This is a genomic window from Mesorhizobium sp. DCY119 (assembly GCF_003590645.1).
Lineage (GTDB): Bacteria > Pseudomonadota > Alphaproteobacteria > Rhizobiales > Rhizobiaceae > Mesorhizobium_M.
Genome location: NZ_CP031834.1, coordinates 207,016 through 230,735 on the forward strand (window position 1 = coordinate 207,016; position 23,720 = coordinate 230,735).

At 61.7% G+C, this 23,720-nt stretch carries 20 protein-coding genes; 8 read left to right on the forward strand and 12 right to left on the reverse strand.

Going from position 1 to position 23,720, the window contains the following annotated elements; translation table 11 throughout:
* Positions 1–88 precede the first annotated feature (88 nt).
* The 10 genes from DZG07_RS01015 to DZG07_RS01065 form a co-directional block, all read right to left on the reverse strand.
* A complete protein-coding gene (locus tag DZG07_RS01015; RefSeq protein ID WP_119813625.1) occupies positions 89–2,116 on the reverse strand; it encodes a hydantoinase/oxoprolinase family protein in 2,028 nt (675 codons plus the stop codon).
* 103 nt (positions 2,117–2,219) lie between these two features.
* Entirely contained in the window at positions 2,220–2,768 is a 549-nt protein-coding gene (locus DZG07_RS01020) for a hypothetical protein (RefSeq protein WP_119813627.1), read from the reverse strand.
* 782 nt (positions 2,769–3,550) lie between these two features.
* Complete coding sequence (locus DZG07_RS23685) at positions 3,551–5,326, reverse strand: hypothetical protein (RefSeq protein WP_133304708.1); 1,776 nt, start codon at positions 5,324–5,326, stop codon at positions 3,551–3,553.
* Positions 5,323–6,267, reverse strand: a complete 945-nt coding sequence (locus DZG07_RS01035; RefSeq protein ID WP_119813633.1) for a winged helix-turn-helix domain-containing protein — start codon at positions 6,265–6,267, stop codon at positions 5,323–5,325. The genes DZG07_RS23685 and DZG07_RS01035 overlap by 4 nt, the downstream gene beginning before the upstream one ends.
* A 227-nt stretch (positions 6,268–6,494) precedes the next feature.
* Positions 6,495–8,303: a translation elongation factor 4 gene (gene lepA, locus DZG07_RS01040; RefSeq protein WP_119813635.1), complete on the reverse strand. Its 1,809-nt coding sequence runs from the start codon at positions 8,301–8,303 to the stop codon at positions 6,495–6,497.
* 53 nt (positions 8,304–8,356) lie between these two features.
* Positions 8,357–9,364: a cytochrome d ubiquinol oxidase subunit II gene (locus DZG07_RS01045; protein ID WP_119813637.1), complete on the reverse strand. Its 1,008-nt coding sequence runs from the start codon at positions 9,362–9,364 to the stop codon at positions 8,357–8,359.
* A 4-nt stretch (positions 9,365–9,368) separates the two neighbouring features.
* Complete coding sequence (locus DZG07_RS01050) at positions 9,369–10,733, reverse strand: cytochrome ubiquinol oxidase subunit I (RefSeq protein ID WP_091911265.1); 1,365 nt, start codon at positions 10,731–10,733, stop codon at positions 9,369–9,371.
* A gap of 122 nt (positions 10,734–10,855) precedes the next feature.
* Positions 10,856–11,821 (reverse strand): CDF family Co(II)/Ni(II) efflux transporter DmeF, encoded by a 966-nt coding sequence (dmeF, locus tag DZG07_RS01055; protein ID WP_162931528.1) that lies wholly within the window; start codon positions 11,819–11,821, stop codon positions 10,856–10,858.
* A 10-nt stretch (positions 11,822–11,831) separates the two neighbouring features.
* A complete protein-coding gene (locus DZG07_RS01060; RefSeq protein WP_091911269.1) occupies positions 11,832–12,098 on the reverse strand; it encodes a metal-sensing transcriptional repressor in 267 nt (88 codons plus the stop codon).
* Positions 12,099–12,324: 226 nt separating this feature from the next.
* Positions 12,325–13,365 (reverse strand): phosphatidylglycerol lysyltransferase domain-containing protein, encoded by a 1,041-nt coding sequence (locus DZG07_RS01065; RefSeq protein ID WP_119813641.1) that lies wholly within the window; start codon positions 13,363–13,365, stop codon positions 12,325–12,327.
* Positions 13,366–13,527: 162 nt separating this feature from the next.
* Between DZG07_RS01065 and DZG07_RS01070 the strand changes: the two genes are divergently transcribed.
* Positions 13,528–14,670: an NAD(P)/FAD-dependent oxidoreductase gene (locus DZG07_RS01070; protein WP_119813643.1), complete on the forward strand. Its 1,143-nt coding sequence runs from the start codon at positions 13,528–13,530 to the stop codon at positions 14,668–14,670.
* Positions 14,671–14,809: 139 nt separating this feature from the next.
* Here the strand turns inward: DZG07_RS01070 and DZG07_RS01075 are convergent, their stop codons facing one another.
* Positions 14,810–15,514: an SDR family oxidoreductase gene (locus DZG07_RS01075; RefSeq protein ID WP_091911276.1), complete on the reverse strand. Its 705-nt coding sequence runs from the start codon at positions 15,512–15,514 to the stop codon at positions 14,810–14,812.
* 256 nt (positions 15,515–15,770) lie between these two features.
* Here DZG07_RS01075 and DZG07_RS01080 point away from each other — a divergent pair, with 256 nt between their 5' ends.
* Positions 15,771–16,109, forward strand: a complete 339-nt coding sequence (locus DZG07_RS01080; RefSeq protein ID WP_119821276.1) for a hypothetical protein — start codon at positions 15,771–15,773, stop codon at positions 16,107–16,109.
* A gap of 88 nt (positions 16,110–16,197) precedes the next feature.
* On the opposite strand, the gene DZG07_RS01085 is transcribed toward DZG07_RS01080, so the two are convergent.
* Positions 16,198–18,189: a PhoX family phosphatase gene (locus tag DZG07_RS01085; RefSeq protein WP_119813645.1), complete on the reverse strand. Its 1,992-nt coding sequence runs from the start codon at positions 18,187–18,189 to the stop codon at positions 16,198–16,200.
* A 247-nt stretch (positions 18,190–18,436) separates the two neighbouring features.
* Here DZG07_RS01085 and DZG07_RS01090 point away from each other — a divergent pair, with 247 nt between their 5' ends.
* The 6 genes from DZG07_RS01090 to DZG07_RS01115 all read left to right on the forward strand — a co-directional run bounded on the left by DZG07_RS01090 (position 18,437) and on the right by DZG07_RS01115 (position 23,523).
* Complete coding sequence (locus tag DZG07_RS01090; RefSeq protein ID WP_119813647.1) at positions 18,437–19,150, forward strand: phosphatase PAP2 family protein; 714 nt, start codon at positions 18,437–18,439, stop codon at positions 19,148–19,150.
* An 87-nt stretch (positions 19,151–19,237) separates the two neighbouring features.
* Positions 19,238–19,513 carry a helix-turn-helix transcriptional regulator gene (locus DZG07_RS01095; protein ID WP_091911282.1) on the forward strand — a complete coding sequence of 92 codons (276 nt, stop codon included), beginning with the start codon at positions 19,238–19,240 and terminating at the stop codon, positions 19,511–19,513.
* Positions 19,514–19,623: 110 nt separating this feature from the next.
* Positions 19,624–21,372 (forward strand): SulP family inorganic anion transporter, encoded by a 1,749-nt coding sequence (locus tag DZG07_RS01100; RefSeq protein ID WP_119813649.1) that lies wholly within the window; start codon positions 19,624–19,626, stop codon positions 21,370–21,372.
* 128 nt (positions 21,373–21,500) lie between these two features.
* A complete protein-coding gene (locus DZG07_RS01105; protein ID WP_119813651.1) occupies positions 21,501–22,241 on the forward strand; it encodes an adenylate/guanylate cyclase domain-containing protein in 741 nt (246 codons plus the stop codon).
* A 26-nt stretch (positions 22,242–22,267) separates the two neighbouring features.
* Positions 22,268–22,642, forward strand: a complete 375-nt coding sequence (locus DZG07_RS01110; RefSeq protein ID WP_119813653.1) for a GFA family protein — start codon at positions 22,268–22,270, stop codon at positions 22,640–22,642.
* 140 nt (positions 22,643–22,782) lie between these two features.
* Entirely contained in the window at positions 22,783–23,523 is a 741-nt protein-coding gene (locus tag DZG07_RS01115) for a thioredoxin family protein (RefSeq protein ID WP_119813655.1), read from the forward strand.
* The last annotated feature ends 197 nt before the right edge of the window (positions 23,524–23,720 follow it).

Here is a 23,720-nt window from a genome sequence, read left to right on the forward strand (position 1 = left end):
GTGACAGGGTCAATTCACCCTAAGTTTCACAAGCCGGCTTCCTCGAAAAATAAAGCCGGAATCATGCACGGGGAAAAAGGTTTTTCGCTCAAACGGCGATGCGGGGCCGCCCGGTGGCAACGGCCATGATCTGCGCCTCGATGAACATGCGCTGGCCTTCCACCGTGGAGGTGCGGAACTCGCGGATAATCTCGATTTCGGCAGCGTCTGTGCCGGCATCCTTCGCCCTGCCGGCTGCTATTGCCCTGATGTCGGTTTCGGCCGCCAGGACGGCATCGTCCTCACTCAGGAAATCGCGCACCTGATCGCCTGACGTCACCCGGAAAAGCCCTTCCTTGGGCTGGCTGACGCGCGCCTCGACCGAAACGCGCACCTGCCCGACCACCGCGCCGAGCGCATTGGCGACGTCGGTGTCTTCCGGCACGACGCATTCATTGCCGACGAGCGGCGGCAGGCCGGCATAATGCAGCGGCGCGGAGGCGCCGAGGCCAATGACAGGCCGGTCGAGCGCCACGGTGAAGCGGGCGATGCCGGGATGCGCATCGACGGCACGCTGCACCAACGCATGTGCCACGGTCGCCGCACCATCAAGCCCGTCTTCGGCGAAGGCGGTTTCGAGGATCACCTCGGCGGAGTTGCGGGTGAGCGTCAGAAGCACGCGCTCGGCAATCGCTTCGGGCGAGCTAGCGATCGACTGGCCGCGACCGTCGCGCTTGCGGGCGAAAAGTTCTGCGCCCAGCCGCGCAGCCTTCGCATCCCAGTTGCCCTGCCGGCCAAGCACATGGGCGGCATCAGACGGTGTAAAGCCGACAATGTGAACAAGCCCGCGCGATACCAGCCGGTTCAAGGTTGCGTTCTGCGCATTCGAGGTCAGCAGGCCATCCAGGGGCAAAGGCACCGGACCTATGCCCTCGTAGAGCTTCGCTTCAGGAGGCGTCAGGCCTGCAGCGAGGCGCTCCGGCACGCCGGTGCGGACCGCGAAACGCGCATCCATGCGGCCCGGATTGGCCGCGCGCAGCTGGCGTTCGAGCTGGCCGAGAACCGCCTCGCCATGCGCCATGCCGGCGAGCGCTAGCGGCACGACGCGGCGGGGGCCGAGCAGGATGCGCGGGTTGAGCGCGCCGTCTTCCAGCGCGACCTCGGAATCGCCGCCGAGACCGAAAGTCCGCATAGCGACAGCCTCGACCATGGTGCGAAAGCCGCCAACGGTGGCGCCTTCCGGATCGAGCCTGGGACGGCCGTTGTCGAGCACGGCAACGTCGGTCGTGGTGCCGCCAATGTCCGACACGACCGCATTGTCGAGCCCGGTCATGTGGCGGGCGCCGACGAGGCTTGCTGCCGGTCCCGACAGGATCGTCTCGATCGGGCGGGCGCGGGCGAAGGCGGCCGAGACCAAAGCTCCATCGCCGCGCACGACCATCAGCGGCGCTTTTATCCCGCGCGCGGCGAGAAAGCCTTCGGTGGCGGCGACCAGCCGGTCGATCATCGAGATCAGGCGGGCGTTGAGCAGGGTCGTCAGCGCCCGGCGCGGGCCGCCTAGCTTGGCCGAAAGCTCGTGGCTGGCGGTGACGGGCAGGCCGGTCTTTTCGCGGATGAGGTCGCGGGCGGCGATCTCGTGGGCCGGGTTGCGGGTGGCGAAATAGGCGCAGACGGCAAAGCCCGACACCGATTTCGCCAGTTCCGGCAGCGCTTCCTCCAGCGCGCCGAGTTCCAGCGGCCTGGCGTTGCCGTGGACGTCGTGGCCGCCGCCGCAGAAGACGACCGGGTCGGTGCCGAGTGCCATCTTTAGCCCGTCGCGGGCGAGATCGGCCTCGGAAAAGCCGATCATGACCAGGGCCACACGCCCGCCCTGCCCCTCGACCAGCGCGTTGGTGGCGAGCGTGGTCGACATCGACACCAGCTTTATCGCGGCCGGGTCGGCGCTTGCCTGCGCCAGCACCGCATCGACCGCGCCGGAAATGCCGACCGCCAGATCGTGCCGCGTGGTCAGCGACTTGGCCTTGGCGTGGACCACACCCCTTGGCCCCCCCGTCTCGGACCACAACACGGCGTCGGTGTAGGTGCCGCCGGTGTCGATACCGAGAAACAAGGGAGACGGCGCGGGCGTGGCATTCATGGAGCGGGCTATCCGGCAAGCGTTAATTCACCTGCCGTTTAGCCCATCGACCCCGCCCGCGAAAGCCGCTGGCGCGACCTCCTCTTACGCCACGACGCCGGCCTCAGCCTTTCGCCTTGCCTGCCGCCGATCCGCCGGCCTTCGCCTTCTCCTCCGCCTCGCGCCGCTGCAAGGCCAGGATCTTCGGGGTGATTTCCCGGATCATCTCGCGCACCGGCTCGGTGCGGTCCTTGCGGTCGCAGCAGGGCGGCATCATCGGGCCGGGAAAGATCGTCCAGTCATCCTCCAGCCGCCGCGAGATGCATTTGCCGGCGCGCCGGCAGGCGCGGACCTTGCAATCGCGAAAATGGCCGCGATACGTCGCAGCTTTCTGCGACATGTAGAGATAGACGCCGAGCGCACGAAAATGCCGCTCGGTCGAGCGCCGCGAGGCCTCATACTGCTTGTCCGTCTGGTCCGGGTCGCGCTTATGGTGCGGTATCCTGAAACGCGGGCCGACTTCGTCCGGCCGGAACGGAAAATATTCGTAGACATCGGTGACATCGTAACGGCTCCAGTCACGCGGCACATATTCATGCTTGACCGCATAGCGGTCGATCGGCGGCGTTGGCTGTCCATGGAGCGCGCGCGGTTTTTCCCTTTCGTCTGCCATGTCTTTTGTCTCCCTTCGGGGTGAAAGCGGGATGCAGCCGCGCGAAAGCGCTCTCGCGCCGCGCGGCCGAGTTTTGAATGGAAGGTCGGGAAGACGGGCGGTCGCGGGATCGCTCATCTAAGGTTTTAGTGCGATCTCGCGACCGCCCGTCCGGCGATTTCTGTTCCCGCCCGTTCCGCTGCTCCCCGCCAACCTTTCGGCAAACGGGTCCTATGTGCTCGTCCAGCACGCGCGGGCCGTAATACCCGCAGGGGAACCCTCGGACGGAACCTCCCCGGGCCCGCCGCTACGTTTGCGGAGAACCGGAAGCGCCGGCCCCTCCCCACAGACCGCCGTCGCGACCGGCCTTCCCGCAGGAGGAGCAGCCGCCATTATGCGAGCGGTGTCTTGGGTGGGGATAAAGATTTTTGAAATAATGCGGCGCTTTTTCTCTCGCCGTGAGGGAGGGCTCAAGGATTTCAAGGGCTTGGCCGGGAGCAAAGCGCAGGCCAGGTGCTGGAAATCGCAAATGAGGGGGATTTTTATCCCCGCCCCCGCGAGCTTCGGGCTACTGCCCGATCTCTTCTTCCTGCTCCTGCGTCAAAGGCTTTATCTCCGGCGGCAAAGGCTCGACCGTCGGCTGCACCTCGGCCGGAGGTGCCGGGCGGGGTGAGGCGCAGGCGGAGAGGAGGATAAGCGCTAGGAGGATGGGGAGGAGGTTCATAAAGTGGGCGATAAGCGGCTGAATGGCGGTAGCAGTAATAAGGCCCCTGGGCGAATAATCTTATACGTTGAAAAAAGTCTCACTTGAAACCGGCAGCAACAATTTCCAACGCGAAACTAATTGCGTTCTCCGCTGCCCTTCTCTGAGATTTCTTGTCTTTCTTTTCACCAAAATCCGCAATCCCTTTGATCATCGAGAACCCCACCCCAGCCTGTACACAAACAACCGCCAGTCCTGCGGCTTCCATGTCACCCGCAATCGCCTTGTCCTCAAAATCGAGCAATGAATCTCGAAATTCTGGATTATCAATTAGCTTGTCTCCGCTCACTGTCGGCCCGACGTGTATCGTACAATCTCTAGGAACAACTCGTAGGCTTCTGGCACGAGATACTACTTCAGAGCATGCCGGAATCTTATCTCCCCTATAAGTTGTCGTTCCATCCAAATTAATCCTGGAAGACTCATAGTGTGCAACTCGCTCAGAGACGACGATATCTCCTGCTTTTTGCTTGGAAGGGTCATATCCAAAGCAAATTCCAACGGATATAACCTTTATTGGGGTAATATTACTTAGAATAGATTGCATGGTTACAAGAGAACCGTTCGATGTACTTGTCCCAGCCGACGATCGAACCAGTAATAACTCCGGATTCCCACTAGATATATAACGATTATAAGATACCTTTCCAGAAGACCTTGTTTCCAAATATGTCCACCCTCTTGCCGGTATAAGCTCTCTAACAACCTCCTCCTCTAAATCTGTTGCAATATGAATAACTACTTTTTCTCTCAAAGATCTCTCCAACGATTCTCCTCTCTCGTACTCTTCTGAGAAATATTGGATCTTCTCCTTCGCCAATTCTGCCAAACGAGCGATCCCTGAGTACATTGCTGCCGCGTTTCCTAAGTCAATTCTAGATATTTGACTTCCAAAGCTTGCACCAACCTTCTTGATAAGCGTTGTTATACTGTGACTTGGATAGGCATCACACCTGCTTGAACGTAGAAGAGACTTATGTATCGCATCTACGAACGCCTCACGCGCGTCACAAAAATCAACAAAATGACGGTCACCGATCAGGGAGCACAACAACAATGCATCTTCGTGATTGTTTATCAGCGCGCCTGCCCCAAGCGTATCCATAAGCTGGCCGTGGACTGCAATATCAAACAGTGGATAATGATCCATATCTTCTAAAAATGGATCATTATATACACCCGTCATCACTACAGAATCTGAGTATTCCGCATGATGTCTAACATATATTCTTGAGGATATTTCACCCAAAAATATTACTTCCGCAGGCTTTGGTTCTATTGGATGCTCTTGATAAACAGAGAAGGTCGCCGCAATGTCGGTAGAGTCCAATGTCTTACGTATAAATTCTCCCTGACGTCGTATTCTTTCTACCTCTACTGAAGACAACAAGTTTGAGGAACCGCGCCCCACCACAGCGTCGGATAGAACTGACTTAATTTTATTCGTCGGCGAAAGCCCCGGAAGTCTCCGATAGTCTTGCTCGTGCGTTAACGGCGACCCGCTAAAATAAAATGAATATTTTTCTTTCACCGCTCCGTATAGCGCTACACGACTACTCTTAAACTGATAAGCATCTCGCGCCTCGTTATGCAGTAAAAGCTTATTCTCAGCACAAAGCGTACTAACAAGGCGTTGAATCGCGGGAATATTGTTGTATTGCTCATGAACCTGCGAGAATGGCGCACAAAGGTATCCTGACGACAGCGTCGCCGCGATTCTAAAAAGTTCGTTGTGCCGCCGCGAATTTATGGTTTGCGATGTTGATTTATTAAGTTCCCGATTCGCAAAATGTAAGAATATGTTCCTTGCCGTCACGAAGACACCTTCATCTGACAAAGCGCCATAAATAAGTATTTAGACCAGTTCTCAAGACTATGATAATTGTTAGAGTGCGAATGAAGCGTTACCCACTCTAAATCTCTTGCACCTTTAATATCGTCGAAATCAAAATACTTAGAAAGATTCGCTACAAAAACCAGAGCAATTATACCTCGGTTCCTTTTGTCAGAATCATCATTTATGAAACCAAGAAAATCCACATCGATTTCGATATTACCTTCCGATCCGAAAATTGTATTCGCATCCGCAAATATAGATGCGCTTACGTCATATCCAACTCGCGAAAACATCGAGATATGGTTTTCAGTAACCCAGCCATCAAATCCAATAGCGCGATTGCCCGAACGCCCTTCATGCCGCATATCAAATTCCGACCTTCGATAGCGGACAACTTGATCTCGATGTCGAAAGCAATAGTAGTACCTAAGCCTCTTGATGCCTTGGGGCCAATCGTTCGTAGGCGTATTCTTCTCCACCAACCGAATATCCAGATGCCTAAGCAAGGCCAGTGGAAAGTGTTCGCTCGAGAGGAACCCACGCCTGGTCCATAAGGCTGTGCCGCCTGTTGACACGCAAGCGGTATAAGAATGTGAAAGCTCCCGACGGCGTCGACGCCAAAACAAATACTTTTGGCTATAGCGAGCCGGATACTCGCCAGCGTCAAGTTTATGTTTTAGGCCGTATACTGCAGGCGCAAATCGAAAAAAACGAGACCCTCCTCGCGCCTCGAGAATGTCAACAGAGAGGCGAGCCTGAACGGTTTTACTCGGAGTTTTTCCGCGTAGCCAATCCCTCAGGCTCGGATCATTGCGGATGGTTTCAGCTATCTCAGAGGCCGATGTAGGATAGTTCTTTTTACTCAGAACATATTCAAACACATCCAGAGCCGTCTGGAAGTTGTTGCGTTCTTCTGCCATTGGCAGTCCGGCCACAAAGGCACCTCAGTTAGTTGCCAAAAGGGTATTTTTGCGCTGCCCAGTTCTCACGGTCAACTCACTGAGATGTAGGAATATAATTTTTCAACCCTTCTTGCAAAGAGTTGTGCTTCACTCTGTGGAGGGCCGACAGCGCGCATCCCCGATATTCTGCATCTAAATAGCTCGCCCAACGCGATCACTATGCCGAATTCACAAGGAAAGAGGTGCTAGTTGTCCCCCATCTTCAGCGCCTGAATAAACGCTTCCTGCGGGATATCGACCTTGCCGAACTGGCGCATGCGCTTCTTGCCCTCTTTCTGCTTTTCAAGCAGCTTGCGCTTGCGGGTGACGTCGCCGCCGTAGCATTTGGCGGTCACGTCCTTGCGCAGCGCCGAGAGCGTTTCGCGGGCGATGACCTTGCCGCCGATGGCGGCCTGGATCGGGATCTTGAACATGTGCTGCGGGATCAGCTCCTTCAGCTTCTCGACCATGACGCGGCCGCGCTTTTCGGCTGCCGTGCGGTGGACCAGCATCGACAGCGCGTCCACCGGCTCCTCATTGACCAGGATCGACATCTTGACCAGATCGCCTTCCTTGTAGTCGGTGAGGTGGTAGTCGAAGCTGGCATAGCCCTTGGAGATCGACTTCAGCCGGTCGTAGAAATCGAACACCACCTCGTTGAGCGGCAGGTCGTAGACCAGCATGGCGCGCTTGCCGACATAGCTGAGATCGGCCTGCACGCCGCGCCTGTCCTGGCAGAGCTTCAGGATGCCGCCGAGATAGTCGTCGGGGGTGAGGATGGTGGCGCGTATCCACGGCTCCTCGATATGGGCGATCTTGACCACGTCGGGCATGTCGGCGGGGTTGTGCAGCTCCTTCATCGTGCCGTCGTTCATGACCATGCGGTAGACGACGCTGGGGGCTGTGGCGATGAGGTCGAGGTTGAACTCGCGCTCCAGCCGCTCCTGGATGATTTCGAGATGCAGCAGGCCGAGGAAGCCGCAGCGGAAGCCGAAGCCGAGTGCGGCGCTGGTTTCCATCTCGAAGGAGAAGCTGGCGTCGTTGAGGCGCAGCTTGCCCATGGCGGCGCGCAGATCCTCGAAGTCGGCGGCGTCGACCGGGAACAGGCCGCAGAACACCACCGGCTGGGCCGGCTTGAAGCCGGGCAGCGCGTGTGCGGTCTGGCGGCGGTCCTCGGTGATGGTGTCGCCGACGCGGGTGTCGGCCACTTCCTTGATCGAGCCGGTGATGAAGCCGAACTCGCCGGGGCCGAGCTCGTCGACCTGGATCATCTTGGGCGTGAAGACACCGGTGCGCTCGACCAGATATTTTGCGCCGGTCTCCATCATGCGGATGGTCTGGCCCTTCTTGAGCTTGCCGTCGATGATGCGCACCAAAACGATGACGCCGAGATAGGTGTCGTACCAGCTGTCGACCAGCATCGCCTTCAGCGGCGCGTCGATGTCGCCCTCGCGCGGCGGCGGCAGCTGGTTGACGATGGCCTCCAGCACATCAGGAATGCCGAGGCCGGTCTTGGCCGAGATGTAGACGGCCTGGCTGGCGTCGATGCCGATGACCTCCTCGACCTGCTCCTTGATGCGCTCGGGCTCGGCGGCGGGCAGGTCGATCTTGTTCAGCACCACGACGATCTCGTGGTTGTTGTCGATGGCCTGGTAGACATTGGCCAGCGTCTGCGCCTCGACGCCTTGCGAGGCGTCGACGACCAGCAGCGAACCCTCGCAGGCCGACAGCGAGCGCGACACTTCGTAGGCGAAGTCGACATGGCCGGGCGTGTCGATGAGGTTGAGGATGTAATCCTGGCCATTGTTGGCGCGGTAGTTGAGGCGCACGGTCTGGGCCTTGATGGTGATGCCGCGCTCGCGCTCGATATCCATCGAGTCCAGCACCTGCTCCTTCATGTCGCGCAGCTCCAGCCCGCCGGTGGACTGGATCAGCCGGTCGGCCAGCGTGGATTTGCCATGGTCGATATGGGCGACGATGGAGAAATTGCGGATGTGGGACAAAGGTGTGGTCATGGCCGCGCATTTAGCAGGGGCAGCGGGGGTTAACAAGCGTGGCGGATCACTTGTCAATCATAGGTCAGGTCCGACGCCTTGCCGCCGAAAACGCGGTAGGCAAAGATCGAGTAGCCGATGATGACCGGCAGCACGACCAGCGTGCCGGCGAGGATGATGGCGAGGCTTTCGGTGGCGGATGCCGCCTGCCAGATCGTCAGCTTGTCGGGCACGACATAGGGGTAGAAGGAATAGGCCAGACCGACGAAGCCGAGCGCGAAGACTGCGGCCAGCGTTATGAACGGGGCGAGGCTGAAGCGGTCCTTCTCGTCCGGCAGGTGGCCGCACAGCCACCACAGCGCGCCAAACAGGCCGAGCGTCACCAGCGGCAGCGGCGCCAGCAACAGGAAGTCGGGCATCGAGAACCATTTTGCGAAGATGCGCGGCGAGGCCAGCGGCGTTGCGGCGGAAATGACGGCCATGCCGAGCGCGGTGAACAAAAGCGCATAGCGCAGCCAGCGCACCGCCCGTTTCTGCAACTCGCCCTCGGTCTTGTAGATCAGCCAGGCAGCGCCCATCGCCGCATAGGAAGCGGCAAGACAGGCGGCGACTAGAGCGCCGAAGGCGAAGGCCGCCAGCCCTTCCTCCAGGCCAAGCACATAGACGCCGAGCATATAGCCCTGCGCCAGCGAGGCGATGAGCGAACCGGCAAAGAAGATCCTGTTCCAGCGGCCCTTGCGATGAACCGGCACCTTGGCGCGGAAGTCGAAGGCGACGCCACGCAGGATGAGGCCGAACAGTAGCACGAAGACGGGGATGTAGAGCGCCGTCAGGATGGTGCCGTGCGCCATCGGGAACGCGACCAGCAGCAGGCCGACGGCCAGCACCAGCCATGTCTCGTTGGCATCCCAGAAAGGGCCGATTGCCGCGATCATCGTGTCCTTCTCGTGATCGTCGGCGGTGGCGAAGAGGATGCCGATGCCGAGGTCGAAACCGTCGAGCACGACATAGATGAGGATCGACAGACCCATCAGCCCGGCGAAGATGAGGGGGAGGATTACCGGCCAGTCCAAGCTAGACATGATCTCACTCCGTTCCGTGAACCGGTTGCGACAGCGGCCTGTTGAGCACGCCGGGCAGCGGCGATTCATCGCCGTCCTTGGCAGCCTTCAGCGCCAGATGCACCAGCGTGCCGAGATAGACGACGATCAGCACCGCATAGAGCGCCAGATAGATGGCAAGGGTGAAGGCGACATGGCTGCCGGGCACCGCACCCAGTGCCTCGTCGGTGCGCAATATGCCGGTGACCAGCCATGGCTGGCGGCCGATCTCGGTGGTGTACCATCCGGCAAGTGTGGCCAGCCAGCCCGACAGCGTCATCGGCACCATGAGATAGGCGAGCGGCCTAGGCAGCGCGCGGCGGCGCAGGAGATACCATGAGGCGGCCCAGGAGACGGCGAGCATGGCGAGACCGGTGCCGACCATGATGCGGAAGCCCCAGAACACCGGCAGCACCGGCGGATGGTTGCCGACATAATCATTCAGGCCCGGCACGACGCCATCAGCGCTGTGGCGCAGGATGAGGCTGGCGCCGTTGGGTATGGTGATTTCGTATTTGTTTTCCTTCGCCGCCTCATCGGGAATGGCGAACAGAACCAGCGGCACATTGGGGCCGGTGTTCCAGTTGGCTTCCATGGCCGCGACCTTCTGCGGCTGGTGCTCCAGCGTGTTGAGGCCGTGCTGGTCGCCGGCGAATATCTGGATCGGGATGAGGATCGCGGCGGTGTAGACGCCGGTGCGCAGCGCCTTCATCATCGAATCGGAGCGGTCGCCGGCGAGATAGCGCAGCGCCGACAGGCCGGCGATGAAGAAGGACACCGTCAGCCCCGAGGCCAGCAGCATGTGGATGAGCCGATAGGGGAAGGACGGGTTGAAGACGATCGCCCACCAGTCGGTGGCGTAGGCGACACCGTCGCGGACCTCGAAACCGGCGGGCGTCTGCATCCAGGAATTCAGCGCCAGGATCCAGAAGGCCGACATCGTCGTGCCGAAGGCGACGAGGAAGGTGGCCGCCGTGTGGACCTTGTTGGAAACGCGGCGGAAGCCGAACAGCATGATGCCGAGGAACACCGCCTCGAGGAAGAAGGCCGTCAGCACCTCATAGGCGAGCAGCGGGCCGGCGATGTTGCCGACCTTTTCCATGTAGCCCGGCCAGTTGGTGCCGAACTGGAAGCTCATGGTGACGCCCGAGACGACGCCGATCGCGAAGGACAGCGCGAAAACCTTCACCCAGGTGAAGTAGGCGCGCATCCAGGCGGCGTCGGAGGTGGCATTGTAGCGGAGCTTGAAGAAGAGCAGCACCCAGCCGAGCGCGATGGTGATTGTCGGAAACAGGATGTGGAACGAAATGTTCGCAGCAAACTGTATGCGCGACAGGATGAGCGGGTCCATGAAGGAAGCTCCTGCTGTTTCTTATGCAACCGAGAATAGGCCTGTCGGCGCAGGCCGTCAAAGCGGCTGCATGGCGCAGAGGCGCAGTGTCGCAGGAGACGCTGCGCAAAACGGGAGATGTGTTAGCCGGCGAACGATGCCGGATGCACCTCAACGGTAACATGCGACAGGCCCGGCATGGTGGCGAGCCGGGCCTTGTAGCGCTCCGGCACCTGCGGCTTGGCAGAGACCAGCGAGACGATCAGCGCCATGTGACCCGGCCCGACCCGCCACAGATGGAGATCGGCAACGCGGTCGCCGTCGCGTTCCAGCAGCGAGCGGACCTTGCCGGCGAGCGATGCATCGGCGCGGGCGTCGAGCAGCACGGCGCCGGAACCGCGCAGAAGGCTCCAGGACCAGCGGGCGATGACGACGGCACCGACGATGCCCATCAGCGCGTCCATCCACAGCCAGCCGTAGAAGCGGCCGGCGAGCAGGCCAGCAATGGCCAGGACCGAAGTCAGCGCGTCAGCAAGGACGTGAAAATAGGCGGCGCGCAGATTGTGATCGTCATGGCCGTGGTGGTGGTGATGATCCTCGTCGTGGTCGTGCGCATGAGCGTCGTGGTGATCATGTCCGTGATCGTGGTGGCCGCCACCATGCAGCAGCCAGGCGCTGGCGATGTTGACGAGCAGACCCAGGGCTGCCACCGCGATCGCCTCGTCGAAGCGGATCGGCACAGGCGCGGTCAGCCGCAGCGCAGACTCAAAACCGATCATCAGCGCGACGACGGCCAGTACCACCGCACTCGTGTATCCGGCGAGCTCGCCCATTTTGCCGGTGCCGAAAGCAAAGCGTTCGTCGCGGGCATGGCGGCGGGCATAGGCATAGGCGACGGCGGCGATGGTCAGTGCGCCGGCATGGGTCGCCATATGGAAACCGTCGGCCAGCAGCGCCATCGAGCCGTAGAGATAACCGGCGACGATTTCGCCGACCATCATCGCAGCCGTCAGGGCAATGACCGCAAAAGTGCGCCGCGCATTGCGATCATGGGCTTCGCCGAGGAAGACGTGCTCATGCTTGAAGCGTTCGATCGAGGCGGTGCTCATCGGCATATCCTCACAGATATTTGGTGATCTCGCGGAAGACCGACAGCTTGTCCTTCATCTCGGCCGGCAGGTCTGAGGCGCCGGCGCCGAGATGATGGTCGATATGATCGATGATAAGGAGCTGCTTGGTCTTTTCCAGCGCCTTGATCACCGCCTGCATCTGCTGGGCGATGACGAGGCCGTCGCGGCCTTCGGCAACCATCTTCACGACAGTGGCAAGATGGCCTTCGGCGCGGCGCAAGCGCTTGTGGATTTCGGGATCGTTGACATGGCTCATGCCATATCCATATCCCCCGGTAGGGGATATGGCAAGGGCGGCAGAGGCATCGCCTGCCGGCGCTTCACTGGGTGCAGGGCAGCCTTAGTTGAAACACCCCCACCCCTGGCCCCTCCCCGCAAGGGGGAGGGGGACGATGTCGTCGCCGCACAGCAAAGTTCCCCTCCCCCTTGCGGGGAGGGGCTAGGGGTGGGGGTGGAGAAGAACGAAACGCTGACTCTGACGCCTAGACAGCCTTGCACAGCCGCAGCAGGCCGGTCATCTCCATGACGGAACCCTTCCTGAAGGCGATGTAGGTCGGCTCTTCCTCGCCATGGAAGCGGCGCTTGAAGGCGGCCTGGCCCTGCAGGTTGAAGATGCGGCTGTTGACGCTCTTGGAATCATAGGCGCGTGCGAACATCGTTCGCCAGAAGCCGCTTTCGGGAAAGCCGCTGGCCTTGATGTCGGCGAGCGGCGAGAGGCCGAGGGTGACGACGCTGTGGCCTTCCTTACGGAAGCGGTCGACGGCGAACTTGGTCAGGCCGACTTCGGCGTGCGGCGTGGTGCCGACCAGCTTGCGCTTGAAGGAGGTGGTGTAGCCGATGACTTCGCCGTCGCGATGCAGCGGGTCGAAATCCAGCAGCGCCACCGATTGCCCCTCGGGATCGACGAGCGTGAAGCGGCGCATGCCCTGGCCGGCAGCGGCGTCGAAGGGACGGTTGAGAAAACGCATTTCCCAGCGCTTGACGATGCGCTCGGCCAGCCACTCTGCCGACAGTTTCTTGACATGCTCGAGCGAGGCGACGCCGCCATCGTCCTCGATGATCGAATAGCCCTTCTTGAACAGCCAGCGCTCGGAATAGCGCACCGTCTCGTTGCGCGAGCCGGAAAAATCATGCCTGGCAAGGTCGAGCCTGGTGTCGATGCCCATGCGATTGACGCGGTAGCCAAGGCCGGAAAGCGTGCGGGCGGTGTCTTCGCCGACCTGGACGAACCAAGGCGTGCCTGCCGCCTTGACGAACCGCCTGATGTAATCTGCACGATCCTCCGGCGCCGCCACCGGATCGCCGAGCGCGAAATGCCCGCCCATTTTGGAGGCAAAGGCGACATAGCCATTGTCGTCGCCGAAATAGGAGAGTCCGTTCTGGATCGCGGTGGAATAGGCAAGCGAGAAATCGCCATGGCGGCACAGCAACCTCAGCCGATCTTCCAGCGCAAGATCGAGGGTCGGCACCTTGGCGGCCCTGCCCTCCATGAAAACGTCGAACCTATTGCGCAGGGAGGGCATTCGTCAGTCCTTGGTCGCTAAGCGTAACAACGTGCCCCTACCGCATCTCAAACCCACATGCGAGCCGCTTGTTCCACCGCACTCTTGCTCAAATTGCGCTGCTGCGCCACAAGGCTTGCCGATTGCACCCGCCAAGGACACCAGATTTCCGGTGAATGAGGAATGACTGCAACAAAAATCGAGGACGTGATCGTGATCGGCTCGGGAGCCGCCGGGCTGGCTGCAGCGTATGCGCTGGCCAAGGCCGGGCTTTCCCCGCTGATTCTGGAGCAGGAAGACCGAATCGGCGAGCCATGGCGGCGGCGGCACAAGAACCTGCGGCTGAACACGCACCGCGACCTGTCCCATCTTCCCAGCATAAAATTTCCACGCGGCACGCCGGCATTTCCCTCCCGGGTCGAGGTGATCGACCACCTCACCGCGTTCAATGAGCGCGCGAAGCTTCCCATAGAATTCGGCATTTCGGTCGAGGAGATTTTTCGCGACGGCGATGCCTGGGCGGTGAGGACCGACAAAGGTGTGCGCCATGCGCGCGACGTGATCGTGGCTACCGGGCGCGACCGGAAACCCTTCATTCCCGCGTGGCAGGGGCTGGCGGATTACGGCGGCAGGGTGATCCATTCGGCCGATTTCGGCGAGGCGGCCGACTATACCGGCAAGAGCGTGCTGGTGATCGGCGCGGGCAATTCGGGCTTCGATGCGCTCAACCACCTGATTCGCGCCGAGACCGGGCCGCTCTGGCTGTCGGCACGCAGCGGCCCGACCGTCCTGCCCAAGCGCATCGCCAGCGTGGCGGTGCACAAGGTTTCGCCCCTGACCGCCGCTTTGCCGGTGAAGCTGGCGGACATGGTGATTGCGGCGACGCAGCGGCTGGTGTTCGGCGACATGACCAGATACGGCCTGCCGAAAGCGGCAGCCGGCGGCGTGAGCCGGCTTGGCTCCGACTATACGGCGATCGCCGCCGACGACGGAGCCATGGCGGAGATCAAGAAAGGGCGCATAACGATCGTGCCCGGCGTGCGCGAATTCACGGCGGACGGCGTGGTGCTCGCCGACGGACGGACGATCGTCCCCGACGTGGTGATCGCCGCCACCGGCTATCGCACCGGGCTGGACGAGATGGTCGGCAAGCTCGGCGTGCTCGACCGCAACGGCACGCCTCTCTTCAATGGCCCGCAGGCGGCACCCGGCCGGCCGGGGCTGTGGTTCACCGGCATGCGTCCAAGCCTGCGCGGCTGCTTCCGCAACGCGGTGATACAGGGTGAAGGCATTGCGAAGGCGGTGGCGCGGTCGCGGCGCGCCTGAGGCGTTACCCCCTCTCCGTCTCGGCTTCGCCGAGCCACCTCTCCCCCATTTCATGGGGGCGAGGAACCGGCACTCACCGAGGTCGCAGCATTGCAGGACTTGGGTTCCTCGCCCCCGCAACGCGGGGGAGAGGGGGGTACTACACCGACTTCGTTATCCCGCCATCAATCCGGATGTTCTGGCCGGTGATGTAGCTGGAACGGTCGCTGGCCAGGAAGGCGATGAGTTCCGAGACTTCCTCGACGCGACCGTAGCGGCCCATAGGGATGCGCTCGCGCCGCTCGCCGGCTTCGGGCAGGCTGTCGATGAAACCCGGCAGGACGTTGTTCATGCGGATGTTTTCGCCCGCATATTTGTCGGCGAAAAGCTTGGTAAAGGAGGCAAGCCCGGCGCGGAACACGCCGGAGGTTGGGAACAGCGCCTCGGGCTCGAAGGCAGCGTAGGTCGAGATGTTGACGATGGAGCCGGATTTCTGCGCCTGCATGACCGGGGTGACCAGACGGGCGATGCGCACGGCGTTGAGCAGGTAGGTTTCCATGCCGAGATGCCAGTCCTCGTCGGTGATCTCAAGGATCGGCGCGCGCGGGCCGTGGCCGGCGCTGTTGACGACCGCGTCGATGCGGCCCCATTTCTCGACTGTCGCGTCGACGAGCCGCTTGAGGTCGTCGTTGGAGCGGTTAGAGCCGGTGACGCCGATACCGCCGAGCTTTTCGGCCAGCGCCTCGCCCTTGCCGGACGAGGAGAGAATCGCGACCTGAAACCCTTCTTCGGCAAGCCTGCGCGCCGCATCCGCACCCATGCCGCTACCGCCTGCGGTGACGATCGCCGTCTTCAGTTCCGACATTTTTGTCTTCCTCTCGTGACCTGGCTGTCCGTGGGCCGGTGAAAATCCACCCCAACAGCCGATGCATTGCCCAAGAGGTATCGGTGACGCCCGTGCAGGGCAAGACGCTGGTCCAACAGATGGCGAACGACACTGGCCCATGGCCGCGGCGCGCCAGCATCTTGACGCAGCCCCAGCTTTGCCCGAGAGATCGCGAAAAGGGGCTGGATGCCGGGCGACAAGCCTCGGGCGCGACCATGTGCCCATGGAGAACGAATTGTCCCTGTCCGGCTTCGCCCAACTCATCGCCTCGACGGTGATCTTCCTGCTCGCCGCAACCGGCGCCAAATACTGGGCGCTGGCACCGAGCATTCCCAAGCTGCTGCTGACGCTGGCGCTCTATTCGCTCGGCAATCTCATCATGCTGCGGCTGGTACGCGAATTCGGCATGGCTTCGGCCTTCAGCCTGTCGGCCGTGATCCAGCTTGTCGCGGTCAATGTAATCGCGCTGGCGTTTTTCGGCGAGAAATTGAGCCTTGTTCAGAGCGGCGGGATCGTGCTGGCGATCGTGGCCGTTGGGCTGATCACGCTCGGTCCGGCAGCGGGCGGGCAGTAAGAATTTTTGAGGCGGGCGCTGCCTCTCATCCGGCCCTTCGGGCCAGCTTCTCCCCGTAAACGGGGAGAAGGAAGAAGCTCGGGCAACCTCAAACCGCGATCTTGCCGCCGCCCTGCTTGGTGATGGCGACGACGGCCGGACGTACCGGCATATCGTCCTTGAAATCAGGCCAGCGGGTCGACAGGTCTTCGTAGTAGGACGGGCGGCCAAAGCCTTCCCAGTCCTCGCCGCCATCGCCCGGATGCTGGACGGCGACGAACATCGACTGCATGTCGGGCGCCAGCAGCGGGCCGCACATTTCGGCACCCACCGGCACGCGGAAGAACAGTTTCGAGGTCGCCCTCGCCTCGCCTTCGGTGTCGACCGCCCAGATGCCGTCGGTGCGGCCGGTGGCTTTCGGCGAATTGCCGTCGGTGGCGACCCAGAGGCGGCCATCGGCGTCGACGGCGCAGTTGTCGGGCATGCCGAACCAGCCGTTGGCAGTCGTCGCCGTCGAGAAGGATGCGCCGACCTCGGCCACCGAAGGGTCACCGCACTTCAGCAGCACTTCCCACTTGCCCTTGGTCGCGGCGAAATCGCCGCCCTCTTCCACCAGTTCAATGAGATGGCCGAAGGCGTTTTCGGCGCGCGGATTGGCGGCGTCGACCTGATCGGCCTTGCGCTTGGTGTTGTTGGTCAGCATGACATAGACCTTGCCGTTGACGGCATTGGGCTGAATGTCTTCGGGGCGGTCCATCTTGGTCGCACCGAGCAGGTCGCCGGCGCGGCGGGTCTCGATCAGCACGTCGGCCTGGCTGGCAAAGCCGTTTTCGGCAGTCAGCGGGCCCTGGCCGAACACCACCGGCAGCCATTCGAACGAGCCGTCGTCGGCGAATTTGGCGACATAGAGCGTGCCTTCGTCGAGCAGGTCGAGATTGGCGGCGCGATCGTCAGGATTGAACTTGCCGGCGGTAACGAATTTGTAGACGTAGTCGAAGCGCTCGTCGTCGCCGAGATAGAAGACGACCTGGCCGTCCTTGGCGACGATCGATTCGGCGCCCTCATGCTTGAAGCGGCCCATGGCGGTGCGCTTCTTCGGCAGCGAGTTCGGGTCGTTGACGTCGACCTCGACGATCCAGCCAAAACGATTCGCTTCGTTGGGCTCCTTGGACACATCGAAGCGATCGTAGAAATTGGCCCACTGATAGGTGCCTTCGGGAATGCCCATGCGCTTGTAGTTGGCAGCTTCCTTGTGGTCAGCAGGCAGCTCGCCGGCGAAATAGCCGTGGATGTTCTCCTCAGCCATCACATAGGTGCCCCAGGGCGTGACGCCGCCGGCGCAGTTGTTGAAGGTGCCGAAGACTTTCGTGCCGGTTGCGTCTGCGCCGGTCTTGACGCGGTCATGGCCGGCGACCGGGCCGGAAAGCTGCATTTCGGTGGTGGAGGTGATGCGGCGGTTGAGCTTGCCGTCCTTGACGGCCTGCCACTTGCCGCCTTCCTTCTTGATCTCGACGATGGTGCCGCCATGGGCCGCCATTTCGATGTCGACGCGCTTCTGGTCAGCGTCGGCAACCTTGATCTTGCCTTCGGCCACCGTGACGATGCCGGGGAACATCAGGTGCTCATTGGTGTATTCGTGGTTGACGACGAGAAGGCCATGCTCGGAAGAGCCTTCGAGTGGAATGAAGCCGACATAATCGTTGTTGTAGCCGAACTGTTTTGCCTGGGCCTCAGCCGACTGGTTCTTCGGGTCGAATTCTGGCGCATCGGCAAACAGTGGATCGCCCCAGCGCAGCAGCACGTCGGCGTCATAGCCGGCGGCAACGTGGTGCTTTTCATCGATACCGGCCTCGATCTCGTCGAAGTTGAAGGCGGAGCCGCTTGCGGCGCGCGCATTGTCGGCGGTGATCAGCGCGAGCGGGCTGACGGTGGCGGCGATGGCCGAAACGGCGAGCGAACCTTTGAGGAAGCCGCGGCGCGAGAAACGCGAGGCGATGATTTCGCCCATGGTCGGGTTTTCCGTCGGATTGTGGCCGGGGCCGTCATTCTCCTCGAGCTGGCTGGTGCGGAAAACGGCTTCCGGGGGAAAATGATCGTTCATCAGCGTGTCCTCTGGCTTGATCGGTGGCTTGGGGATGAAACCGACGGCTAAAGCGGCTGCGTAACAGGAAGATGACGCTATCGCGCCGTGAGTTCAAATAACAATGCGCACGGCCTCATCTGCTTGACGGACCATCGGAATTTCCGAAAACCGGGCATGAAAAAAGTTGCGGCATTTGCGCCGGCCCGCTTGCCCGCCTATTGAAGGCACCGCATCTATTGTGCCGACGAAACAGCCTGGGGTTTTCATGCCGACATTTCTGGCAAATCTGCGCGGCAAGGTGGAGTTCACCGTGCTGCCTGCGGCGATCATCATCGCCGGCGGGCTGTGGGGCTTCGTCGAGTTGATGGAGGTGGCGCGCGATGCGGCCCCTCACGGCTTCGACACGCAGATCCTCCTGGCCTTTCGCACGCCGGGTGACCCGAGTACGCCGATCGGACCGTTCTGGATGGAGGATGTCATGCGCGACATCACCAGCCTCGGCGGCGGGGCCATCCTCGTGGCCATCGTCACCGTCACGATCATTTACCTCCTGATCACACGCCGCATTGCGACGGCATTGTTCGTCTTCGTTGCCATCACCGGCGGCCAGGCGCTGAACGGCCTGCTGAAGCTTGGCATCGACCGCCCGCGCCCGGAACTGGTATCGCATCTGGTCAATGTGCACACGCTGAGCTTTCCGAGCAGCCATGCGATGATGTCGGCGGTGACCTTCCTGACGCTGGGCACGCTGCTGGCGCGGCGGATGACCGGGCGCGCGACCAAGATCTATGTGCTGTTCGTCGCCGTTCTGCTGACTTTCCTGGTGGGGCTGAGCCGCATCTATCTCGGCGTTCACTGGCCTTCGGACGTGCTGGCCGGATGGTGCGCCGGCTCGGCCTGGGCGATGCTGTGCTGGCTGGTCGGGCGCTGGTTCCTGCGGCAAGGCACTCCGGAAGACGCCGCATCCGGACCCGCCTGATGGATTTACACCTCATATTCATGCTTGAAACATCATGATAACTGTATCATACATTCATATTGCGGACTCAGACGGGAGTTCTGACCAGTGATCACAGCTGCGCAAATGCGCGCCGCACGGGCGCTGGCCGGGATAGACCAGAAGACGCTTGCCGAACGCGCCGGCGTTTCGCTTCCGACTATTCAGCGTATGGAAGCAAGCGACGGTGTGGTGCGGGGCGTGGTCGACACGCTGGTCAAGGTCATTCAGGCGCTCGAGAAATCGGGCGTCGAACTGATCGGGGAAAACCAGCCGAGCGAGGGCAGCGGCAGGGGCGTGCGCCTCAGGCAGCCGGCGCCCGACCGGAACGGCTCCAACGGCTGATCCGCAAAGAGTCGCGACGGCGACCGCCGACATGATGCGAGGGTGACCGGCCTGCCGGCACCGCTGATCCAGCCGACGATCCCGCCGCCTTCATATGCGGAAGGCAGTTCATGGATACGCTTCGTCAATCACGGCATCAGGCATCACGGCAGGCAGAGCCCAGCTTCGCGGAATTGTTCACGCCCAAGCTGATCACGGTTCTTCGCGAAGGCTATCATCTCCCGCAATTCAAGGCAGATGTGATTGCCGGATTGACCGTCGCGATCGTCGCATTGCCGCTGTCGATGGCGATCGCGATTGCCTCGGGTGTCGGGCCGGAACGCGGACTGTTCACGGCAATCGTCGGTGGCTTCATCGTTTCGCTGCTCGGCGGCAGCCGGTTCCAGATCGGCGGACCGGCGGGTGCCTTCATCGTGCTGGTGGCCGCGACCGCCGACCGTCACGGCATAGACGGGCTGATCCTTGCCACGCTGATGTCGGGCGTGTTCCTCATCGCCACGGGCTATCTGCGGCTCGGCACCTACATAAAATTCATTCCGTATCCGGTGACCGTCGGATTCACCGCCGGCATCGCCGTCATCATCTTTTCCAGCCAGTTGCACGATCTGTTCGGCCTGAAGCTTGCCGGCAAGGAGCCCGGCGAACTGGTGCCCCGGCTGATCGCGCTTGGCGAGGCCGCGAACACGACGAATGTCTCAGCACTTGTCGTCGCCGTACTGACGATCGCCATCATTATTGCCCTCAAGCGCTGGCGGCCGTCCTGGCCGGGCTTCCTGGTCGCCATCGCGGTCGCGTCGCTGGCGGCCGTCGCGCTCAGCCTGCCGGTCGAGACGATCGGCACGCGCTTCGGCGGCATTCCGCGCATGCTGCCGGAGCCGGCGCTGCCCATGTTCAGCCTCGACAAGGCCTACGCCGTGCTGCCGGATGCGATCGCCTTCGCGCTGCTCGGCGCGATCGAATCGCTGCTTTCGGCCGTTGTCGCCGACGGCATGACCGGGCGCCGGCATCGCTCCAACTGCGAACTGGTGGCGCAGGGTTTCGCCAATATCGGCTCGGCGCTTTTCGGCGGCATCTGCGTGACCGGAACGATCGCGCGCACGGCAACCAATGTCCGGTCCGGCGCGCATGGGCCGGTGTCGGGGCTGCTGCACGCGGTGTTCCTGCTGCTGTTCATGCTCGTGGCGGCACCGCTGGCCGCCTATATCCCGCTTGCCGCCCTTGCCGGGCTGCTGGCTGTCGTCGCCTGGAACATGGTGGAGAAGCCCGCTTTCGCTGCGCTTTTGCGCTCCTCACCCGGCGATGCGCTGGTGCTTCTGGCGACATTCGGCCTGGTGATCTTCCGCGATCTCACCACCGGCATCGTCGTCGGCTTCGCGCTCGGCTCGGTATTGTTCATCAACCGCATGTCCAAGGCGATCGCGGTGGAAGCGCACGCGCCGCTGGCCGTCGACGATGTCGCCGATGCGACCAATGGCGGCCGCAATGCCTATGATGCGGCTTCTGCCAGCGACCCGGACACGGTGGTCTACCGCATCTCTGGCGCATTCTTCTTTGGCGCGGCCGCGACCGTCGGGACCGTGCTCGACCGCATCGCCGACCAACGCAAGAGTTTCGTGCTCGACTGCGCGGCGGTGCCGTTCCTCGATTCGACGGCGGCCAATGTCATCGAGGGTGCGGTGCGCAAGGCAAACCGCGCCGGCGTGCGCTTCTTCATCACCGGCGCCAACCAGCAGACCCGTCGCACCCTGATGGCGCATGGCGTGAAGCCGCCGCAGGTCCGCTACAAGGCGACGATCGCCAGGGCGCTGGCGCAGATCAGGGCGGAACGCAGGATGCCCGAGGATGTCGCGCTGCATTGAGCGGAATCACCCGTGCCGAATTCTGTCCTGGCCAGGCTCGACTTCGAGTTGCCAAAGCCCGCCGAAAGCGACAATCTGGCTACGGCGAGGCGGCTGACGGATGGATACCGGCCGGGATGTAGCTTCAGATGGGATCGACCGCGCGGATTTGCCGGGGCTGCTGGGATCAGATGCATATGCCGATCCCTATCCGGGGTCCGCTGGCGCTTCCGTTCCGCGTCTGCGGCATCACGCAGAGCAAGATGAACCCGAACATCTGCACGATCTGCGAGCGCTCGTTCCGCTATGTCAAGAAACAGCGCCAAATCTCGGTCTCCGCCACCATCCTGTTCGCAGATATAAGGGGCTACACCGACCTGTCCGAGCGGATGGACCCTGTCGTGCTCGGTGAAATCGTCAGCGTCTTCCAGGATCAATGCGCCCAAGCCATCTGGGCGCATGACGGCATCGTCAACAAACAGATGGGCGATGGCCTGATGGCGATCTTCAACTTTCCGATCAAGACCGAGCGCCACGCCGAGGCTGCGGTGACGGCGGCCATAGAAATCCAGCGACGCTGTACGTCCGCACTTGCCGCGCTGGCATCGCATCGCGGCGAGGCCGACACGGTTGGCGTCGGTGTCGGCGTTCACACCGGTCAGGTCGAGATCGGGGAATTCTCGACGCTGCGCAGCGATTTCACCGCCATCGGCGGTGTCGTCAACCTGACGGCAAGGCTCGAAGCACAGGCAGCGGCGGGCGAGATTCTTGTCTCCCCCGAGGCCGCGGTGCAGGCCTCCAATCTGCTCGCCGGCACGGCAACGCGGGCGCTGACGCTGAAAGGCATTGCGCTGCCTGTGCTCGCCCATGTTCTGAATGCAGGCGGCTGACAGGCGCGCTGCAAGGGAAGGCTTTCATGGAAAGAACAGCGACCTGCTCCTGCGAAAACCTCCGCATTGTCTGCACGGGCGAGCCGGCGAAGGTCTCGCTATGCCATTGCCTGGCGTGCCAGAAGCGGACCGGCAGCACCTATGGCATCGCTGCTTTCTTTCGCCGTGAAGACGTGCGGATCGAGGGACCGCACAAATCCTATAAGCGTCCATCCGACAGCGGCTTTCCGGTGACGTTTCATTTCTGCCCCGACTGCGGTTCGACCGTCTTCTGGGAACCGCAGCGCCGGCCCGAGTTTGTTGCGGTCGGTGTCGGAGCCTTCGCCGATCCGTCTTTTCCCGCACCGACACAGGCGGTGCATTCCGAATCCCGACATGACTGGGTCAAGGACATCGACTGACATCCATAGGCGGCGGCGCGGCTTTCCCGGCGGGTTGACAAGGGCAGGTCTGGGGGTCATACTTAACTTACAGGTTAAATACAGCGCGGGCGGCAATCGACAAATCGAAACGGCATTTCCTGGCAATGAGGAGCAAGACCATGGAATCGCATAAAGTCGTATCGCAGCAGGAATGGATGAAAGCGCAGACGGCGCATCTGGTGAAGGAAAAGGAATACACCAGAATGCGCGACAGGCTGCGCGCCGAGCGGCTCGAACTGCCCTGGGTCAAGGTCGAGAAGAACTATGTTTTCGATACGCCCGACGGCAAGAAGACGCTTTCCGAATTGTTCGACGGCCGCAGCCAGCTGGCGCTCTACCACTTCATGCTCGGGCCGGACTGGGAGGAAGGCTGCACCGGCTGCTCCTTCGGCTGCGACCATTTCGACGGCGCAAACCTGCATCTGCAGCATCATGACGTGACGCTGGTGGCCGTTGCGCGCGCGCCGCTGGCCAAGATCGAAGCCTACAAGAAGCGCATGGGCTGGCAGTTCCCATGGGTGTCATCCAATGGCAGCGACTTCAATTTCGATTTCGACGTGTCGTTCAACAAGGAAGACATCAAGGCCGGCAAGGCGGTCTATAATTTCCGCCCGCTCGACTTCGAAATGGACGAGCTGCCCGGCATGACCGCCTTCTACAAGGACGAGAAAGGCGACATCTACCGCACCTTCTCGCAATATGCGCGCGGCGGCGAGGAAGGCATCGGCGCCTACATGATCCTCGACATCATGCCCAAGGGCCGCAACGAAAAGGGCACCATGGACTGGGTGAAGCGCCACGACGAATATGAGGACGACCCGCAGCTGAAAGCGATGATGGCTGGTTCCTGCTGCGGGTGAGGTAGGGAAGAACCCCCTCTCCGTCGCGCTTCGCGCGCCACCTTGCCGGGGCGAGCCACGGGTTTCGCCCGTCCTTCGGACCCCCCGCTTTGCGGGGGCGAGGAACCCAAGTCCTGAGATGCTGCGACCTCGCAGAACCCAGGTTCCTCGCCCCATGAAATGGGGAGAGGTGGCTCGGCGAAGCCGAGACGGAGAGG

What these genes read in the sequence shown, in the direction of transcription:
- DZG07_RS01015 (WP_119813625.1), bottom strand. Translation starts at nt 2,116, where the DNA reads ATGAATGCCACGCCCGCGCCGTCTCCCTTGTTTCTCGGTATCGACACC.
- DZG07_RS01020 (WP_119813627.1), bottom strand. Translation starts at nt 2,768, where the DNA reads ATGGCAGACGAAAGGGAAAAACCGCGCGCGCTCCATGGACAGCCAACG.
- DZG07_RS01035 (WP_119813633.1), bottom strand. Translation starts at nt 6,267, where the DNA reads ATGGCAGAAGAACGCAACAACTTCCAGACGGCTCTGGATGTGTTTGAA.
- lepA (WP_119813635.1), bottom strand. Translation starts at nt 8,303, where the DNA reads ATGACCACACCTTTGTCCCACATCCGCAATTTCTCCATCGTCGCCCAT.
- DZG07_RS01045 (WP_119813637.1), bottom strand. Translation starts at nt 9,364, where the DNA reads ATGTCTAGCTTGGACTGGCCGGTAATCCTCCCCCTCATCTTCGCCGGG.
- DZG07_RS01050 (WP_091911265.1), bottom strand. Translation starts at nt 10,733, where the DNA reads ATGGACCCGCTCATCCTGTCGCGCATACAGTTTGCTGCGAACATTTCG.
- dmeF (WP_162931528.1), bottom strand. Translation starts at nt 11,821, where the DNA reads ATGAGCACCGCCTCGATCGAACGCTTCAAGCATGAGCACGTCTTCCTC.
- DZG07_RS01060 (WP_091911269.1), bottom strand. Translation starts at nt 12,098, where the DNA reads ATGAGCCATGTCAACGATCCCGAAATCCACAAGCGCTTGCGCCGCGCC.
- DZG07_RS01065 (WP_119813641.1), bottom strand. Translation starts at nt 13,365, where the DNA reads ATGCCCTCCCTGCGCAATAGGTTCGACGTTTTCATGGAGGGCAGGGCC.
- DZG07_RS01070 (WP_119813643.1), top strand. Translation starts at nt 13,528, where the DNA reads ATGACTGCAACAAAAATCGAGGACGTGATCGTGATCGGCTCGGGAGCC.
- DZG07_RS01075 (WP_091911276.1), bottom strand. Translation starts at nt 15,514, where the DNA reads ATGTCGGAACTGAAGACGGCGATCGTCACCGCAGGCGGTAGCGGCATG.
- DZG07_RS01085 (WP_119813645.1), bottom strand. Translation starts at nt 18,189, where the DNA reads ATGAACGATCATTTTCCCCCGGAAGCCGTTTTCCGCACCAGCCAGCTC.
- DZG07_RS01090 (WP_119813647.1), top strand. Translation starts at nt 18,437, where the DNA reads ATGCCGACATTTCTGGCAAATCTGCGCGGCAAGGTGGAGTTCACCGTG.
- DZG07_RS01100 (WP_119813649.1), top strand. Translation starts at nt 19,624, where the DNA reads ATGGATACGCTTCGTCAATCACGGCATCAGGCATCACGGCAGGCAGAG.
- DZG07_RS01105 (WP_119813651.1), top strand. Translation starts at nt 21,501, where the DNA reads ATGGGATCGACCGCGCGGATTTGCCGGGGCTGCTGGGATCAGATGCAT.
- DZG07_RS01110 (WP_119813653.1), top strand. Translation starts at nt 22,268, where the DNA reads ATGGAAAGAACAGCGACCTGCTCCTGCGAAAACCTCCGCATTGTCTGC.
- DZG07_RS01115 (WP_119813655.1), top strand. Translation starts at nt 22,783, where the DNA reads ATGGAATCGCATAAAGTCGTATCGCAGCAGGAATGGATGAAAGCGCAG.